This window comes from Staphylococcus sp. HL28, assembly GCF_021117155.1.
Taxonomy (GTDB): domain Bacteria; phylum Bacillota; class Bacilli; order Staphylococcales; family Staphylococcaceae; genus Staphylococcus; species Staphylococcus warneri.
In genome coordinates this window covers 1,664,594-1,683,189 of the sequence record NZ_CP088218.1, presented here as the reverse complement: position 1 = coordinate 1,683,189, position 18,596 = coordinate 1,664,594, and the positions used below count along the sequence as shown (strand labels likewise).

The window sequence follows — 18,596 nt, the reverse complement described above, 5'->3', positions numbered from 1 at the left end:
TATGGATATTGGATTACTTAATACAATTTTCCAATTTATCATTTGGATCGTCCAAATTTATTATTTTGGTATGATTGTATATTTCTTTACATCTTGGGTACCAAGTATACGTGAATCTAAATTTGGGGAAATACTAGGTAAAATTTATGAACCATTTTTAGAACCATTTAGAAAGATCATTCCACCAGTTGGAATGATTGATATTTCATCAATTGCTGCCATTATAGTTTTAGTTTTATTCCAAAGAGGACTAGTAACTATTTTTAACATGATTTTAGCTTATTTAGCGAGATAGTTAGTATAGACAGTAATATAAATATCATGATCATAAACGAGGTGATTGGAAGCATTCCATGTTACCTCGTTTTATTGTTGTATGGATAAAAAAATGATATTTTAAATAAATCATATTAAAGTTAAGCGGGGGATGAGCCATCGATATTTATCAACATTTTCGAAAAGAAGAACAAAGCTTGATTGATATTTTAATTGATAAATGTGAACAAGCTGAAAGGCACTATTCGCCTGTTCTAACCACGTTCTTAGATCCAAGAGGGCAATATATTTTAGAAGTGATTAGTGGCAGTTATGACGATTTGAAAGTACATTTTAATGGTGGACCGAGAGCAGAACGACAACGTGCCGTGATTGCACCATCGTACTATGAACCAGATGAAAGTGATTTTGAACTTACATTAATTGAAATAGATTACCCTGAAAAGTTTGTAACTATTCAGCATCAACACGTTTTAGGTACGCTGATGTCTTTAGGAATTGATAGAAATCAACTTGGCGATATCATTGTTGGGGAACGCATTCAATTTGTTTTGACAAAAGCATTAGAATCATTTATTATGTTAGAATTCACTAGAATCAAAGGAGCTACAATTAAACTTAATTCTATTCCGTTGAAAGATATGATACAATCAGAAGAGAATTGGAAGATTTATAGTTCAACAGTGAGTGCACTTAGACTTGATGTCGTATTAAAAGACATGATTCATAAATCAAGATCTATTGCGAAACAACTTATAGAGAAGAAGAGAGTCAAAGTGAATCATACCATTATTGATTCGCCAGATTTTCAATTAGAAATGAATGACTTACTTTCCATACAAGGATTCGGAAGAGCTCAAGTAACCGATATTGGTGGAAGAACGAAAAAAGATAAAATACACATAACCTATCATACATTATTTAAATAGTGTAAAATTAAGGAGGATACACAATGCCTTTTACACCAAGTGAAATTAAAAGCAAAGAGTTTACTCGTGTGAAAAATGGTTTAGAACCTACTGAAGTTGCAAACTATTTAGACCAGTTAAGTACTGAAATAGAACGTTTAAAAGAAGATAAAAAACAACTTGAAAAAGTCATCGAAGAAAGAGATACTAATATTAAGTCTTATCAAGATGTTCACCAATCAGTGAGCGATGCTTTAGTGCAAGCTCAAAAAGCTGGCGAAGAAACGAAATTAGCTGCGAATAAAGATGCAGAGGCAACAATTGCTAAAGCACAAGCCCAAGCAGACCAAATTGTTAATGATGCTATTGAAAAAGCACGTCGCTTAGCTTTCCAAACTGAAGATATGAAACGCCAATCTAAAGTATTTAGATCACGTTTCCGTATGCTAGTTGAAGCTCAATTAGACTTGTTGAAGAATGAAGATTGGGATTACTTATTAAATTATGATTTAGATGCTGAACAGGTCACTTTAGAAGACATTCATCATTTAAACGATAATGATTTAACTGAAGAAGAAAAAGCCATGAAAAATAATGCGCAAAGTCAATCACAATCAACACAAACATCTGAGACTTCATCAACGTCTCAAAGTGATTCAACAAGTACAAGTCAATCTGAATCAACGAATCTAAAATAACAATCAAATTTGAAGTCAGACGCGTAAGAAACACTACACTTATTACAGCGAATTAGGAGATGGTGGGAGCCTAATATAAGCATGTTTCTTATATCACTGACTTATCATTATGAATAAAGAATCAAGAGAGAACTCTAAGTTGAGTTAATCAGGGTGGTACCGCGGTATAACCGTCCCTGTTAATTGAACTTAGAGTTCTTTTTTATAATTAGGAGGAATGAAAGTATATGAATTATAAAGATACGTTATTAATGCCCAAAACAGAATTTCCAATGCGAGGCGGTTTACCAAATAAAGAGCCAAAAATCCAAGAACAATGGGATGCAGACAATCAATACCAAAAAGCCTTAGAGAAAAACAAAGGCAATGCCTCATATATTTTACATGATGGACCACCATATGCGAATGGTAGTTTACATATGGGACATGCATTAAACAAAATTATTAAAGACTTTATTGTTCGTTACAAAACAATGCAAGGTTTTTATGCACCATATGTTCCAGGTTGGGATACACATGGTCTTCCAATTGAACAAGCTTTAACTAAAAAAGGTGTAGATCGTAAAAAAATGTCTACTGCGGAATTTAGAGAGAAATGTAAAGAATTTGCTCTAGAACAAATTGAAATTCAAAAGAAAGATTTCAAACGTCTAGGTGTACGCGGTGACTTTAACGATCCATACATCACCTTGAAACCAGAATACGAAGCTGCTCAAATTCGATTATTTGGTGAAATGGCTGAAAAAGGACTTATTTATAAAGGTAAAAAACCAGTCTATTGGTCACCATCTAGTGAATCATCTCTTGCAGAAGCAGAAATCGAATATCATGACAAACGTTCAGCATCAATTTATGTTGCATTTGATGTTAAAGATGATAAAGGTGTTGTAGAAAAAGATGCACAATTTATTATCTGGACAACTACACCTTGGACAATTCCTTCAAATGTTGCGATTACAGTTCATCCAGAATTAAAATATGGACAATATAATGTAAATGGTAAAAAATACATTATTGCTCAAGCTTTAGCGGAAACAGTAGCAGAAGCTTTAGAATGGGATCAAGATACGATTCAACTTGAAAAAGAATTTACAGGTAAAGAATTAGAATATGTTGAAGCACAACATCCATTCTTAGATCGTACTTCTTTAGTGATTAACGGTGAACATGTTACAACTGATGCTGGTACAGGTTGTGTTCATACAGCACCTGGACACGGGGAAGATGACTACATTGTTGGACAAAAATATGATTTACCAGTTATCAGTCCATTAAATGATAAAGGCGTCTTCACTGAAGAAGGTGGACCTTTTGAAGGTATGTTCTATGATAAAGCGAATAAAGCAGTAACGGACTTATTAACTGAGAAAGATGCATTATTAAAATTGACGTTTATTACACATAGTTATCCACATGATTGGAGAACGAAAAAACCAGTTATCTTCCGTGCAACACCACAATGGTTTGCATCAATTAATAAAGTGAGACAAGATATCTTAGATGCAATTGAAGATACTCAATTTAAAGTAGATTGGGGTAAAACACGTATCTATAATATGATTCGTGACCGTGGTGAATGGGTAATTTCACGTCAACGTGTTTGGGGTGTACCACTACCTGTATTTTATGCAGAAAATGGTGACATCATCATGACGAAAGAAACTGTAAATCATGTTGCAGATTTATTTGAACAGCATGGTTCTAACATCTGGTTTGAAAAAGAAGCCAAAGATTTATTACCGGAAGGCTTTACACATCCAGGAAGTCCAAATGGTGAATTTACGAAAGAAAATGACATCATGGATGTATGGTTCGATTCTGGTTCATCTCATAGAGGCGTACTTGAAACACGTCCTGAATTAAGTTTCCCAGCTGACTTATACTTTGAAGGTAGTGACCAATACCGTGGTTGGTTTAACTCATCTATTACTACGTCTGTTGCGACAAGAGGACAAGCACCATATAAATTCTTATTATCACATGGTTTCGTTATGGACGGAGAAGGTAAGAAAATGAGTAAATCATTAGGTAATGTCATTGTGCCTGATCAAGTCGTTAAACAAAAAGGTGCAGATATTGCACGCCTATGGGTAAGTAGTACAGACTATTTAGCAGATGTACGTATTTCAGATGAAATCTTAAAACAAACATCTGATGTATATCGTAAAATCAGAAATACATTGAGATATATGTTAGGTAATGTGAATGACTTCAATCCTGAAACAGATAGCATCTCTGAAGCAGAGTTATTAGAAGTAGATCGTTATTTATTACATCGTTTACGTGAATTTACTGCAAGTACAATTAATAACTATGAAAACTTTGATTATCTTAATATCTATCAAGAAGTTCAAAACTTTATCAATGTTGAATTAAGTAACTTCTACTTAGATTATGGTAAAGATATTCTATATATAGAAGAACGTTCTTCTCATAAGCGTCGTAGTATGCAAACAGTACTTTATCAAATCCTAGTTGATATGACTAAGTTGCTTGCACCAATTTTAGTGCATACAGCAGAGGAAGTTTGGTCACATACACCTCATGTTAAAGAAGAAAGTGTTCATTTAGCTGATATGCCTAAAGTTGAAGAAGTAGATCAACAATTATTAGATAAATGGAATACATTTATGAACTTACGTGATGATGTGAACCGTGCCTTAGAAGCTGCGCGTAATGAAAAAGTAATTGGTAAATCATTAGAAGCTAAAGTTGTGATTGGTAGTAATCAAGACTTTAATGCTACAGAGTTCTTACAACAATTTGATGATTTACAACAATTATTTATCACTTCACAAGCGGAGGTAGTTGATCAAGTTGATAACGGCGTATCATATCAACATGGTGACATCCGAATTGAACATGCTGAAGGTGAAAAATGTGAAAGATGTTGGAACTATAGTGAGCAATTAGGATCTGTTGGTGAATTAGACCACTTATGTCCACGTTGTCAAGAAGTAGTTAAGACATTAATTTAATAGTTAAAATCGTATTCAAACTGTTAGCAAAGTCGAATGACTTTGTTGACAGTTTTTATTTTACAATGACTTGATACAGTAGGGGGTTAATTAAATAGTAGAAAGTGTTATCGAATTCGGCCTCATACATTATGAATACATAATCACTGAAATAGTATTGATATGAATTGCAATTAAGTTGCTTTTGTTTTGATTTTTTTGCATAATATTTAAAATATGAGTCATAATTCATAAGTAAAGAAAGTTATACAGATAAGTTATTTTGAAAGAGGTACATGGAATGTTTCATAATAAAGATGCAAATTTTGTCAACGGAATAACGATTAATGTGAGAGATAAAGATGCGCTCAAACCATTTTACGAACAGATTTTAGGATTTAATATCGTAAACGAAACAATGACAAGTATTCAATATGAAGTAGGCATGTCTAATCATTTCATTATTTTAAATGAAATTGCTAACGGTAGAGAACCACTATTGTCAGAAGCAGGGTTATTTAATGTTGGTATTATGCTACCTTCATTATCAGATTTAGCAGATTTGTTAGTGCAATTAAGTGACTATGAAATCCCAGTAAATGGTGGAGAACAGAGTGTGGCTACATCTCTTTTTATCGAAGATCCAGAAGGAAATGGTTTGAAATTCTATGTAGATCAAGATTTTGAAGAATGGCATTATGAAGATGACAAAGTGTTACTTAATATCGTACCGATTAATGTACCACGTTTATTAAATGAAGTGTCAGATGAAAAATGGCAAGGTATACCAGATGATGCTAAAATTGGTACATTGCATTTGAAATCGATTCGTATTTCTGAAGTTAAACCATATTATTTAAATTATTTTGGTTTAGAAGAATCTGCATATATGGATGATTACTCGCTCTTTTTATCATCTCAACATTATCATCATCATCTAGCATTAAATCAATGGATTTCTGGAACCAAACGTGTAGATAATGCGCACTCATATGGTTTAGCGCTTGTAGACTTTCATTATCCAGAAACAACACATTTAAATATCAAAGGACCAGATGGTATCTACTTTAGATTTAATTTTATAAAAGAAGAGTGATGAAGTGAAGAAAAGTATTTTTTGGATGTTATTTATAACGATAGGCCTAACGCTAGCAGCAATTTTTGATGGTTTAAATAATCAAGATATGACTGAACCTAAAAATCATTTATTAGAGTTTAATCCAATGAAATATAATACGTACCAAAAAGGACAATGCACATATTATGTTTTCGATAAAGTAAGAGAAGACCATCATCAAATAGCTAATTCTTGGCATGACGCTAAAGATTGGGCGAAAAATGCTAAAAAAGATCAATATAAAGTCAATCAACATCCTAAAGAAGGTGCGATTCTACAGACGACTGAAGGAAAATATGGTCATGTAGCCTACATTGAAAAAGTGAACGATGATCAATCATTATACGTTTCAGAAATGAATTTTAAAAAGCCTTATGAAATATCAAATAGAACCATACCAGCAAATGACGTTGATCAATATCAATATATTCATCCTAAAGAAAATAAACATATGTCGTAATGATGAAATGTGTTCAGGCTAGAATATAAATATATAATTCAAGTTACATTAATATTTAGGCAGTAGTTGACTTACACATGCGTATTGCCTCATGTGTTCAAATTAAGCTTTAGAGGTATACATGAACTAAAGTTCATGCATAAAACCGTCTAAGTAATCAATGACAAAGACGGTCTAATGTACCAAGCTTTTTCATTTCTAGTCAACCTTGCCGGGGGAACGGGCCTCAAACATAGAGAATTTCGAAAAGAAAATCTACAGACAATGCAAGTTGGAGATGGACAACGATAAAGAAATACTTTTTCTTTAGAAATTAGTATTCCTATTTTAAAGTACACATTAGCTGTGGTTAATGCGTAAGAACCACTACATCATAAATGATTAGAGCTTCTTTATGATTTCTGTCTCGCTTCCATTGTTTGTTGTATCAATTATTTATTATGAAGCTAACCTGTTTTTATACTCATGTTTAAGATATAATGAAAGTTGTTGTAAAAAAGTGATGAATGGTTCTGAATGGAGGAACATGAATGAAAAAGAAATATTATGTCGGTATTTCATTACTCGTAGCCTTTTTAATCATAGTCATTGACCAAGTGACAAAATGGATTATTGCTAGTTCAATGAAAATAGGCGATTCTTACGAAGTGATACCCAATTTTTTAAATATAACGTCACATAGAAATAATGGTGCTGCTTGGGGTATATTAAGTGGTAAAATGTTTTTCTTTTATATAATTACAGTGATTATTTTAATTGTACTCGTATTGTTCTTTATTAAAGAAGCGCAATATAATTTATTTATGCAGTTAGCAATAAGTTTATTATTTGCAGGTGCTTTAGGAAATTTCATTGATCGTTTATTTAATGGAGAAGTTGTTGATTTTATAGATACAAATATTTTTGGATATGATTTTCCTATCTTCAATGTAGCCGATTCAAGTTTAACAATTGGTGTGATATTAGTCATTATTGCGCTACTAAAAGATACAACAAATAAAGGTTAGGAGGTCTGATTATGGAAACGTATGAATATACGATTACAGATAGTAATCATGTTGGACAGAGATTAGATAAAGTATTACCAGAATTAAATAGTGATTGGTCACGTAGCCAAATTCAAGATTGGATTAAAGAAGATCTTGTGAAAGTAAATGACAAAGTAGTCAAACCCAATTATAAAGTGAAGCAAAATGACAATATCGTCGTGACTGAACAAGAAGTCGTAGAAGCAGATATTACACCGGAAAATTTAAATCTTGATATTTACTATGAAGATGATGATGTTGCTATTGTTTATAAACCAAAAGGTATGGTAGTGCATCCCTCACCAGGCCACTACACTGGGACGTTAGTAAATGGATTAATGTATCAAATTAAAAATTTATCTGGTATAAACGGTGAAATTCGTCCAGGTATCGTTCACCGAATTGATATGGATACATCTGGTTTATTAATGGTTGCTAAAAATGACATTGCACATCGTGGATTAGTTGAACAATTAATGGCCAAATCAGTTAAACGTAAATATATTGCGCTTGTACATGGAAATATTCCACATGACTATGGAACAGTAGATGCGCCTATTGGACGTAATAAGAAAGATCGTCAAGCGATGGCGGTCGTAGATGATGGCAAAGAAGCAGTAACACACTTTAACGTCTTAGAACATTTTAAAAATTATACTTTAATAGAATGTGAACTTGAAACAGGACGTACGCACCAAATTCGTGTTCATATGAAATACATTGGATTCCCATTAGTCGGAGATCCTAAATATGGTCCTAAAAAAACATTAGATATTGGAGGACAAGCCTTACATGCAGGTGTGATAGGCTTTGAGCATCCCGTTACACATGAATATATTGAAAGAACAGCAGAATTACCTCAAGAATTTGAAGATTTATTAGCCGATATTAGAAAAAGAGATGCTTAGTAAAAACATATGGTAAATATTTATTATAAATAATCAAAGTTCCTGAATGATATTTAATGGTCATTTGGGGGCTTTTTTAAACTCTAAAGGAAATATGTTAAATAAGGACGAGGTTATTTATAGAGTAATCATAAAATTAGTTATATTTTCTACAGAATAAAATATATGAACATAACATGTAATATGCTATGATATGTTGAAAACAAAGTGAAAGTAGGAACAAAGGAAATGGAAACATCATCTCAACCTCGACATTTACAAGAGAAAAGTGCGGGATTTCATGAATTATTTTTTGATTTAATATTTGTTTATGCGATGCAGAAGATGGCACATGTCATTTTAAATGTACATGAGGGGACAATATCATCTGAATTATTTTTAAAGTATATTATTATGAGTGTGTTTTTATGGATATTATGGTCGCATCAAACATTTTATACGAATAGATTTGGAGAAACGACAACTAAAGATGTCATATTTATGATGGTTAACTTGTTTGTATTAGTCTTTTTATCGAATAGTTTATATCCTGATTTTGAAAAAACATTCTTTCCATTCTTTTTATGTGTTGGAGTTCTATATTTAAGTATTAGTATTCAATATGGTTTACATTTAACTAAAACAAAACATAAATCTGATTATAAAACATGTCAGGCCTTTGCAATAGTAGCTTTAATCGTTGCAATCCTATCATTTGTATCACTTGTATTACCGAAAAGTATTCACTATATTCCAGGGTTTTTAGGATTATTTATTGCTTCAACAGGCTTGATTCCATACCGAAAATATTTATATCAATCACCTGTGAATTTATCACATTTAGTTGAAAGATTCTCATTGTTGACGATTATTATATTTGGTGAGGTTTTAGTTGGTTTAACATCTATATTTAGTATAGAGCATTTCAATTATATTTATATATTTCAATTTTTAATCGTCGTAAGTTTATTCGGAACATATTGGTTAGTGACTGAAAGTCATTTTAATTTACATCAAACAACGATTGGTTTCCAATTGGTTTATACACACTTATTGATTAATATAGCGTTAGGTATTTTAAATGCTGCTGTTATTTTTAGTGACACTCATCACTTAAATGCAATTTTTGAAATCTGTATGATGCATGGCAGTATCTTATTATTTTATATTGGAGTTTGGATTAATACGACATATTTTCATAAAGAACTTAAAAACATCAAATATATTATGTTTGGTGCTATGATGTTGGTCGTATCATTTATCATTAGTATGGTATTTAAAGATAATCAAGATATTATGATAATTAGTATCGCAATGGCGAATACTTTAATTATGCTTTTGTATTATAAAAATATAAAAAAGCGTACAACGTCTGTAATTAAATAAATTTCCATATAGGATGTTAAAGACATCATATAATAAACATTTAAAAAATTATAATCAATCAAGTATTTTATTGGAAAAGACGTTGACTATTTGTAACTTTAGGATTAAAATAATAACAGTTTAAATATAAAAGTAGTCTTTAAAGATAAGTCCAGAGAGGCTTCAAAGACATGAAAATGATACTGATATACATGATTGTAATCAATTCAATGACCTTATAATTTATTATTGAATGATTACAAATCAAACGGTTAAGAATATGTGTGGAATACTGTTTAGTTGCAACAGGGCTAAATTTATATCACGCATTATCTATATATCAACCTCATGTCTTTGTTAAAGACGTGAGGTTTTTTTGATATGAATAAGAGATAGAGGTGAGACAATGTCTGAACGCATCATAATGGATGAAGCAGCAATTCAACGTACAGTTACTCGAATTGCACATGAAATATTAGAGTATAACAAAGGTACTGAGAATTTAGTTTTACTAGGCATTAAAACTCGTGGTGCATATTTAGCTTATCGTATTCAAGAAAAAATAAATATGATAGAGCAACAACTTGTACCAACTGGCACAATTGATATTACACAATTCCGTGATGATATTGATCATGTTTCTAAGCAATCATTCGACAAAGCTTTTGAAATAGATGTAGACATTACTGGAAAAGTAGTTATTATCATTGATGACGTCTTATACACTGGAAGAACTGTCAGAGCGTCATTAGATGCTATCTTATTACACGCAAGACCAATTAAAATTGGATTAGCTACGCTAGTTGATCGAGGCCACAGAGAGCTTCCAATTCGCGCAGACTTTGTAGGAAAAAATATACCAACTGCACGCGATGAATCCGTCAAAGTGTATTTAACTGAAAAGGATTCAAGTAATGCAGTTGTAATAGAATAATATCCCTTTTAAAGCAGTACGAGAGACTGAAAAAGGTGAAATGAATATATGAGCAAAGTAGTTACGATAAAATCATTATGTTAACTGCTGTATTTAAATAGCTTAAATACTTCATATCATTCGCTTTAGTCTCTTTGCATAACTGTATGTAAAGAGATTTTTTTATGAAAGGAAATGAAACACCATGGAAAATGAACAAATGTTTGAAAGAACGGTACAACCAGTATTAGACGTCCAAGATAAACCAAAACCAGCACAGTGGGCGTTTTTAAGCTTACAACATTTATTTGCAATGTTTGGATCGACGGTACTTGTACCATTTTTAACAGGACTGCCTATTTCAGCAGCATTACTAGCATCAGGAATTGGAACATTGTTATACATACTCATTACCAAAGCTAAAATTCCAGCATATTTGGGCTCTAGCTTTGCATTTATCACACCAATCATTACAGGATTAAGTACGCATAGTTTAGGAGACATGTTAGTCGCCCTCTTCATGAGTGGTTTAATGTATGTCATTATCGGTATCTTAATTCGTTTTAGTGGTACAGGTTGGTTGATGCACTTACTACCACCAGTTGTAGTTGGACCTGTAATTATGGTCATCGGATTAAGTCTTGCACCAACTGCAGTAAACATGGCGATGTACGAAAATTCTGCAGACATGAAAGGTTATAACTTAAGCTATTTACTAGTAGCATTAATCACACTCATAGTAACAATCGTTGTGCAAGGATTCTTCAAAGGATTCTTATCATTAATTCCTGTATTAATAGGAATAATTGTTGGTTATATCGTTTCTATCTTTATGGGATTGGTCAAATTTGCACCGATTGCAAAAGCAAAATGGTTAGCATTTCCAGATATTTACTTACCATTTAAAGATTATGTACCTTCCTTCCATTTAGGTTTGGTGCTAGTCATGATTCCAGTAGTTTTTGTAACTGTCAGTGAGCATATTGGACACCAAATGGTAATCAACAAAATTGTAGGTAAAAACTTCTTTAAAGATCCAGGGCTAGATAAATCAATCATTGGTGACGGTGTGTCAACGATGGTTGCAAGTATCATAGGTGGACCACCAAGTACAACTTATGGTGAAAACATTGGTGTATTAGCAATCACAAAAATTTATAGCATTTATGTGATTGGCGGTGCTGCAGTCATCGCAATCGTACTCGCATTTATCGGTAAATTTACAGCACTTATTTCTTCCATACCAACACCAGTTATGGGTGGTGTGTCCATACTATTATTTGGCATTATCGCAGCAAGTGGTTTAAGAATGATTGTAGAAAGCAACGTTGATTTTGCTAACAATAGAAACTTAGTCATAGCATCAGTCATCTTAGTCGTTGGTATTGGAAACTTATTAATCAATTTAAAAGGCATCGGCGTTAACTTACAACTTGAAGGAATGGCATTATCAGCTTTATCAGGCATTATCTTAAATTTAATCTTACCTAAAAAATAGTTAGATATTCTGAGGAGGCAAACAATGGAACATTTATTATCAATGGAAGATTTATCAAACGATGAAATTTATAGCTTAGTCAAAAAAGCAAGTCAGTTTAAATCTGGAGAAGTTAATGTACCACAATACAAAGATCATTTTGTAGCTAATTTGTTCTTTGAAAATTCAACAAGAACAAAATGTAGCTTTGAAGTTGCCGAACAAAAATTAGGATTGAATTTAGTTAATTTTGAAACGAGTACGTCATCTGTACAAAAGGGAGAATCACTTTACGATACTTGTAAGACATTAGAAAGCATTGGTGTAAACTTATTAGTAATTAGACATTCTCAAAATGCATATTACGAAGATTTAGAAGGACTGAATATACCAATTGCCAATGGTGGCGATGGTAGTGGACAACACCCAACACAAAGCCTACTTGATTTAATGACAATTTATGAAGAATATGGAAAATTCGAAGGCTTAAATGTATTGATTTGTGGTGATATTAAAAATTCACGTGTTGCTAGAAGTAATTTCCATAGTTTAAAAGCATTAGGTGCAAATGTCATGTTCGCGAGTCCAGATGAATGGGTAGATGATACAATAGAAGCATCATACGTAAGTATTGATGATGTGATTGAAAAAGTTGATATTGTGATGTTACTTAGAGTTCAGCATGAAAGACACGGCATTACAGGAAAAGCTAACTTTGAAGCTGACAATTATCATCAACAATATGGGTTAACGAAGGAAAGATATGATAAATTAAAGAAAGAAGCTATTGTCATGCATCCAGCTCCAGTCAATAGAGGTGTAGAAATTGAAAGTGACCTAGTAGAAGCACCTCAATCACGTATCTTTAAACAAATGGAAAATGGCATGTATTTGAGAATGGCTGTCATTGATGAGCTTTTAAAATAAGGAAGGGGTATTTGAATCATGAAACTAATTAAGAACGGTAAAATTATTAAAAATGGAAAATTAAAAAATACGGATATTCTAATTGACGGTAAAAGAATTAAAACAATTAGTAGTAAAATTGATTCTTCATCCGACAATATTGAAGTTATAGATGCTAAAGGAAATTTAATTGCACCAGGATTTGTAGATGTACATGTGCATTTACGCGAACCAGGTGGAGAACATAAAGAAACCATAGAAACAGGCACGAAGGCGGCTGCAAGAGGTGGATTTACAACTATCTGTCCAATGCCAAATACTAGACCAGTACCAGATTCAGTGGAAAATGTTAGAGCATTAAGAGAAAAAATCAAAGATTCAGCACAAATTCGTGTTTTACCATATGCCTCTATCACAACTAGACAAGCAGGTAAAGAATTAGTGGATTTCAAAGCTTTAGCGGATGAAGGCGTATTTGCCTTTACAGATGATGGCGTAGGCGTACAACAAGCAAGTATGATGTATGCTGCTATGAAGCAAGCTGCAAAAGTGAAAAAACCAATCGTAGCACATTGTGAAGATAATAGTTTAATTTACGGTGGTGCTATGCATAAAGGTAAACGTAGTGAAGAATTAGGTATCCCAGGCATTCCTAATGTATGTGAATCTGTTCAAATTGCGAGAGACGTTTTATTAGCTGAAGCTACTGGTTGTCATTACCATGTATGTCATGTTTCTACTAAAGAAAGTGTTCGTGTCATTCGTGACGCTAAAAAAGCAGGTATTCATGTAACTGCGGAGGTAACACCACATCACTTATTATTAACTGAAAATGATGTGCCAGGTGATGATGCAAATTATAAAATGAATCCGCCATTAAGAAGTACAGAAGATCGTGATGCATTATTAGAAGGTTTATTAGATGGAACAATTGATTGTATTGCAACCGATCATGCACCACATGCGAAAGAAGAAAAAGAACAACCAATGACAAAAGCACCATTCGGTATAGTAGGTAGTGAAACTGCATTCCCATTATTGTATACACACTTTGTTAGAAATGGTAATTGGTCATTAAAACAATTAATTGATTATTTAACAATTAAACCGGCAACTATTTTTAATCTTAACTATGGTAAATTACACAAAGATAGTTACGCAGACATCACAATTATTGATTTAGAAAATGAAAAAGAAATTAGAAGTGAAGATTTCTTATCTAAAGCTGACAATACACCATTTATTGGTGAAAAAGTTTATGGACATCCAGTATTAACAATGGTTAAAGGTGAAGTAGTATTTAAGGAGGAAAAATAGATGCTTTCAAAACGTTATCTAGTATTTGAAGACGGCTCTTACTATGAAGGATATCAATTAGGTTCAGACGAACTTTCGATTGGTGAAATTGTATTTAATACAGCTATGACAGGTTATCAAGAAACTATTTCTGACCCTTCATACACAGGTCAAATTATTACATTTACGTATCCGTTAATTGGAAATTACGGTATCAATAGAGATGATTTTGAATCTTTAACACCAACATTGAATGGTGTTGTAGTGAAAGAAGCAAGTACACATCCTAGTAATTTCCGTAATCAAAAGACATTACATGAAGTATTAGTACAATATCAAATACCAGGTATCTCAGGTGTCGATACAAGAAGTATTACACGTAAAATTCGTCAACACGGTGTATTAAGAGCCGGATTCACAGATAACAAAGCTGACATTGAAAGCTTAGTAGAACATTTAAAAACGACTGAATTACCTAGAGATGAAGTATCAACAGTTTCTACAAAAACACCTTATGTATCTACAGGATCAGATTTAAGTGTTGTCTTACTTGATTTTGGTAAAAAACAAAATATCGTACGAGAATTAAATATGCGTGGCTGTAATGTCACAGTTGTACCGTACAATACATCAGCTGAAGAAATCATTAAAATGTCTCCAGACGGTGTAATGCTATCTAATGGCCCTGGAGATCCAGAAGAAATTGATGTTGCTGTGAAAATGATTAATGGTATTCTTGGCAAAATTCCATTCTTTGGTATTTGCTTAGGCCACCAATTATTTGCTTTATCTCAAGGTGCTACTTCGTTCAAAATGAAGTTTGGACATAGAGGTGCCAACCATCCTGTTAAAAACTTAAAAACAGGTAAGGTTGACATTACAAGTCAAAACCATGGTTATTCAATTGACCGAGATTCATTAGAAAATACAGATTTAGAGGTCACTCATATTGCATTAAATGATGGTACAGTTGAAGGCTTAAGACATAAAACTTTACCTGCCTTTTCAGTTCAGTACCATCCTGAAGCAAGACCAGGTCCAAGTGATTCTAATTATTTATTTGACGAGTTTATTACTATGATGAATGAGTTCATCGAAAAGGAGCGTAATGTAAATGCCTAAGCGTAACGATATTCAAACAATTTTAGTAGTAGGATCGGGACCAATTATTATTGGCCAAGCTGCGGAATTTGATTATGCAGGAACTCAAGCCTGTCTTGCACTTAAAGAAGAAGGGTATAGAGTTATCTTAGTTAACTCTAACCCAGCTACAATTATGACTGATAAGGAAATTGCAGATAAAGTATATATTGAACCTTTAACACATGATTTTATCGCACGTATCATTCGTAAAGAACAACCTGATGCTTTGTTACCAACTTTAGGTGGTCAAACAGGTTTAAACATGGCGATTCAGTTACATGACAGTGGTGTATTAGCTGCTAATAATGTGAAATTACTAGGAACTGAATTAGAATCAATTCAACAAGCTGAAGACCGTGAACTATTTAGAACATTGATGAATGATTTAGATGTTCCTGTACCAGAAAGTGATATTGTAAATACAGTTGAACAAGCTTTTAAATTTAAAGAAGAAGTGGGCTATCCATTAATTGTTCGACCAGCCTTTACAATGGGTGGTACCGGTGGCGGTATTTGCTATAACGATGAAGATTTAAAAGAAGTTGTAACAAATGGTTTACATTATAGTCCAGCTACACAATGTTTAATTGAAAAATCAATTGCTGGTTTTAAAGAAATTGAATATGAAGTTATGCGTGATAAAAATGATAATGCCATTGTAGTATGTAATATGGAAAACATTGACCCAGTGGGTATCCATACAGGTGATTCCATTGTTGTTGCACCAAGCCAAACATTATCAGACGTGGAATACCAAATGTTAAGAGACGTTTCATTAAAAGTTATTCGAGCTTTAGGCATCGAAGGTGGATGTAATGTTCAATTAGCGTTAGATCCGGACTCATTTAATTACTATATTATTGAAGTAAATCCACGTGTGTCTCGTTCATCAGCGTTAGCATCTAAAGCAACAGGTTATCCAATTGCCAAACTAGCTGCAAAAATTGCTGTTGGTTTAACATTAGATGAAATGTTAAATCCAATTACAGGTACTTCATATGCTGCATTTGAACCAACATTGGATTATGTGATCTCTAAAATTCCACGTTTCCCATTTGATAAATTTGAAAAAGGTGAACGTGAATTAGGTACACAAATGAAAGCAACTGGTGAAGTAATGGCAATTGGCCGTACTTATGAAGAATCATTACTCAAAGCGATTCGTTCATTAGAATATGGTGTGCACCACTTAGGATTACCAAATGGAGAAAGTTTTGATTTAGATTACATTAAAGAAAGAATTAGTCATCAGGATGATGAAAGATTATTCTTCATCGGTGAAGCCATTCGTCGTGGTACGACATTAGAGGAAATTCATAATATGACTAAAATTGATTACTTCTTCTTAAATAAATTCCAGAACATTATTAATATCGAACATGAATTGAAAGCACATCAAGGCGATTTAGAATATCTTAAATATGCTAAAGATTATGGTTTTAGTGACAAAGTCATTGCCCATCGTTTTGATATGACAGAAGAAGACGTTTATCAATTAAGAATTAAAAATAATATTACGCCAGTATACAAAATGGTGGATACATGTGCTGCTGAATTCGAATCAACAACACCATATTATTATGGTACATATGAAACTGAAAATGAATCCATTGTAACAGACAAAGAGAAAATTTTAGTTTTAGGCTCTGGTCCTATTCGTATAGGACAAGGGGTTGAATTCGACTATGCAACCGTACATGCTGTGTGGGCAATTCAAAATGCTGGATATGAAGCAATCATTGTGAATAACAACCCAGAAACAGTATCAACTGACTTCTCTATTTCAGATAAATTATACTTTGAACCTCTTACTGTGGAAGATGTGATGAGTATCATTAATTTAGAACAACCTAAAGGTGTCGTTGTACAGTTTGGTGGACAAACAGCGATTAATTTAGCAGATAAATTAGCTAAACATGGTGTGCAAGTTTTAGGTACATCATTAGAAGATTTAAACAGAGCTGAAGATAGAAAAGAATTTGAAGCGTTATTGCATACGATTGACGTACCGCAACCTCAAGGTAAAACTGCGACTTCACCAAAAGAAGCATTAGAAAATGCACGTAATATTGGTTATCCAGTCGTTGTAAGACCTTCATATGTGCTTGGTGGTCGTGCAATGGAGATTGTTGATAATGATAAAGAATTAGAAAACTATATGACACAAGCAGTTAAAGCAAGTCCAGAGCATCCAGTGTTAGTTGATAGATACTTAACTGGTAAAGAAATCGAAGTCGACGCTATTTCAGATGGTGAAACAGTAATTATTCCAGGTATTATGGAACATATTGAACGTGCAGGTGTTCATAGTGGTGACTCTATTGCTGTATATCCGCCTCAAACATTATCTCAAGAAGAAATTGAGACATTAGAAGATTATACGATTCGATTAGCTAAAGGCTTAAATATTGTTGGGTTAATTAACATTCAGTTTGTAATAGCCCATGATGGTGTTTATGTATTAGAAGTGAACCCTCGTTCAAGCCGAACTGTACCATTCTTAAGTAAAATCACTGATATTCAAATGGCTCAACTAGCAATGCAAGCCATTATGGGTACAAAATTATCTTCACTTGGTTATAAAGAAGGTATTCAACCGTATTCAGAAGGGGTATTTGTTAAAGCACCAGTATTCAGCTTTAATAAATTGAAAAATGTTGATATCACTTTAGGACCTGAAATGAAATCAACTGGTGAAGTGATGGGGAAAGATCAAACATTAGAAAAAGCGCTATACAAAGGGCTAACAGGTAGTGGATTTGAAGTTAAAGACCACGGAACTGTATTGATGACTGTAAGTGATAAAGATAAAGAAGAAATCGTCAAAATTGCACACCGTCTAAATGAAGTCGGCTATAAGATTTTAGCAACTAAGGGGACTGCTGAAAAATTAAATCAAAATGATATTCCAGTAGAAGTTGTAGGCAAAATCGGCGGCGAAAATGATTTACTCACTCGTATTCAAAATGGTGATGTGCAAATCGTGATTAATACAATGACAAAAGGTAAAGAAGTGGAAAGAGATGGATTCCAAATTCGTCGTACTACAGTAGAAAATGGTATTCCATGTCTTACATCACTTGATACTGCAAGTGCATTAACTAACGTCATCGAGAGTATGACATTTACAATGAGAAATATGTAAATAAAGATTAATTAAATAAG

Annotated in this window: 15 protein-coding genes; all 15 read left to right on the top strand. The window is 33.0% G+C overall.

The genetic code is table 11. From position 1 onward, the window contains the following. The first annotated feature begins 1 nt into the window (after position 1). The 15 genes from LPC11_RS08030 to carB all read left to right on the top strand — a co-directional run bounded on the left by LPC11_RS08030 (position 2) and on the right by carB (position 18,576). Positions 2–295 carry a YggT family protein gene (locus LPC11_RS08030; protein ID WP_231307209.1) on the top strand — a complete coding sequence of 98 codons (294 nt, stop codon included), beginning with the start codon at positions 2–4 and terminating at the stop codon, positions 293–295. Between the two features lie 139 nt (positions 296–434). Continuing rightward, positions 435–1,205: a YlmH family RNA-binding protein gene (locus tag LPC11_RS08025; RefSeq protein WP_041613943.1), complete on the top strand. Its 771-nt coding sequence runs from the start codon at positions 435–437 to the stop codon at positions 1,203–1,205. A 23-nt stretch (positions 1,206–1,228) separates the two neighbouring features. Further along, positions 1,229–1,882 (top strand): DivIVA domain-containing protein, encoded by a 654-nt coding sequence (locus LPC11_RS08020; protein WP_023375130.1) that lies wholly within the window; start codon positions 1,229–1,231, stop codon positions 1,880–1,882. Between the two features lie 227 nt (positions 1,883–2,109). Continuing rightward, positions 2,110–4,860: an isoleucine--tRNA ligase gene (ileS, locus tag LPC11_RS08015; RefSeq protein ID WP_023375131.1), complete on the top strand. Its 2,751-nt coding sequence runs from the start codon at positions 2,110–2,112 to the stop codon at positions 4,858–4,860. 280 nt (positions 4,861–5,140) lie between these two features. Then, entirely contained in the window at positions 5,141–5,935 is a 795-nt protein-coding gene (locus LPC11_RS08010) for a VOC family protein (protein WP_023375132.1), read from the top strand. Positions 5,936–5,939: 4 nt separating this feature from the next. Continuing rightward, on the top strand, positions 5,940–6,416 hold the full coding sequence (locus LPC11_RS08005) for a CHAP domain-containing protein (RefSeq protein WP_041613947.1): 477 nt from the start codon (positions 5,940–5,942) through the stop codon (positions 6,414–6,416). A 530-nt stretch (positions 6,417–6,946) separates the two neighbouring features. Continuing rightward, positions 6,947–7,423: a signal peptidase II gene (lspA, locus tag LPC11_RS08000; RefSeq protein WP_002466200.1), complete on the top strand. Its 477-nt coding sequence runs from the start codon at positions 6,947–6,949 to the stop codon at positions 7,421–7,423. 11 nt (positions 7,424–7,434) lie between these two features. Then, entirely contained in the window at positions 7,435–8,352 is a 918-nt protein-coding gene (locus LPC11_RS07995) for an RluA family pseudouridine synthase (RefSeq protein WP_023375134.1), read from the top strand. Between the two features lie 228 nt (positions 8,353–8,580). Continuing rightward, the gene (locus tag LPC11_RS07990; RefSeq protein WP_023375135.1) at positions 8,581–9,717 is read left to right on the top strand and encodes a low temperature requirement protein A; all 1,137 of its coding nucleotides are present in this window, start codon (positions 8,581–8,583) and stop codon (positions 9,715–9,717) included. Positions 9,718–10,102: 385 nt separating this feature from the next. Continuing rightward, positions 10,103–10,630, top strand: a complete 528-nt coding sequence (gene pyrR, locus LPC11_RS07985) for a bifunctional pyr operon transcriptional regulator/uracil phosphoribosyltransferase PyrR (protein WP_023375136.1) — start codon at positions 10,103–10,105, stop codon at positions 10,628–10,630. A gap of 184 nt (positions 10,631–10,814) precedes the next feature. Then, positions 10,815–12,107: a uracil-xanthine permease family protein gene (locus LPC11_RS07980; protein ID WP_023375137.1), complete on the top strand. Its 1,293-nt coding sequence runs from the start codon at positions 10,815–10,817 to the stop codon at positions 12,105–12,107. Between the two features lie 24 nt (positions 12,108–12,131). Further along, a complete protein-coding gene (locus tag LPC11_RS07975) occupies positions 12,132–13,013 on the top strand; it encodes an aspartate carbamoyltransferase catalytic subunit (RefSeq protein ID WP_023375138.1) in 882 nt (293 codons plus the stop codon). An 18-nt stretch (positions 13,014–13,031) separates the two neighbouring features. After that, a complete protein-coding gene (locus LPC11_RS07970; protein ID WP_023375139.1) occupies positions 13,032–14,309 on the top strand; it encodes a dihydroorotase in 1,278 nt (425 codons plus the stop codon). Beyond that, a complete protein-coding gene (locus LPC11_RS07965; RefSeq protein ID WP_023375140.1) occupies positions 14,310–15,410 on the top strand; it encodes a carbamoyl phosphate synthase small subunit in 1,101 nt (366 codons plus the stop codon). Then, positions 15,403–18,576, top strand: coding sequence for a carbamoyl-phosphate synthase large subunit (carB, locus tag LPC11_RS07960; protein WP_104681677.1), 3,174 nt, complete (start codon positions 15,403–15,405; stop codon positions 18,574–18,576). The genes LPC11_RS07965 and carB overlap by 8 nt, the downstream gene beginning before the upstream one ends. Positions 18,577–18,596 lie beyond the last annotated feature (20 nt).

Excerpts from the sequence above, each read along its gene's own strand:
- LPC11_RS08030 (WP_231307209.1), top strand. The coding sequence starts at position 2 with ATGGATATTGGATTACTTAATACAATTTTCCAATTTATCATTTGGATC.
- LPC11_RS08020 (WP_023375130.1), top strand. The coding sequence starts at position 1,229 with ATGCCTTTTACACCAAGTGAAATTAAAAGCAAAGAGTTTACTCGTGTG.
- ileS (WP_023375131.1), top strand. The coding sequence starts at position 2,110 with ATGAATTATAAAGATACGTTATTAATGCCCAAAACAGAATTTCCAATG.
- LPC11_RS08010 (WP_023375132.1), top strand. The coding sequence starts at position 5,141 with ATGTTTCATAATAAAGATGCAAATTTTGTCAACGGAATAACGATTAAT.
- lspA (WP_002466200.1), top strand. The coding sequence starts at position 6,947 with ATGAAAAAGAAATATTATGTCGGTATTTCATTACTCGTAGCCTTTTTA.
- LPC11_RS07995 (WP_023375134.1), top strand. The coding sequence starts at position 7,435 with ATGGAAACGTATGAATATACGATTACAGATAGTAATCATGTTGGACAG.
- LPC11_RS07990 (WP_023375135.1), top strand. The coding sequence starts at position 8,581 with ATGGAAACATCATCTCAACCTCGACATTTACAAGAGAAAAGTGCGGGA.
- pyrR (WP_023375136.1), top strand. The coding sequence starts at position 10,103 with ATGTCTGAACGCATCATAATGGATGAAGCAGCAATTCAACGTACAGTT.
- LPC11_RS07980 (WP_023375137.1), top strand. The coding sequence starts at position 10,815 with ATGGAAAATGAACAAATGTTTGAAAGAACGGTACAACCAGTATTAGAC.
- LPC11_RS07975 (WP_023375138.1), top strand. The coding sequence starts at position 12,132 with ATGGAACATTTATTATCAATGGAAGATTTATCAAACGATGAAATTTAT.
- LPC11_RS07970 (WP_023375139.1), top strand. The coding sequence starts at position 13,032 with ATGAAACTAATTAAGAACGGTAAAATTATTAAAAATGGAAAATTAAAA.
- LPC11_RS07965 (WP_023375140.1), top strand. The coding sequence starts at position 14,310 with ATGCTTTCAAAACGTTATCTAGTATTTGAAGACGGCTCTTACTATGAA.
- carB (WP_104681677.1), top strand. The coding sequence starts at position 15,403 with ATGCCTAAGCGTAACGATATTCAAACAATTTTAGTAGTAGGATCGGGA.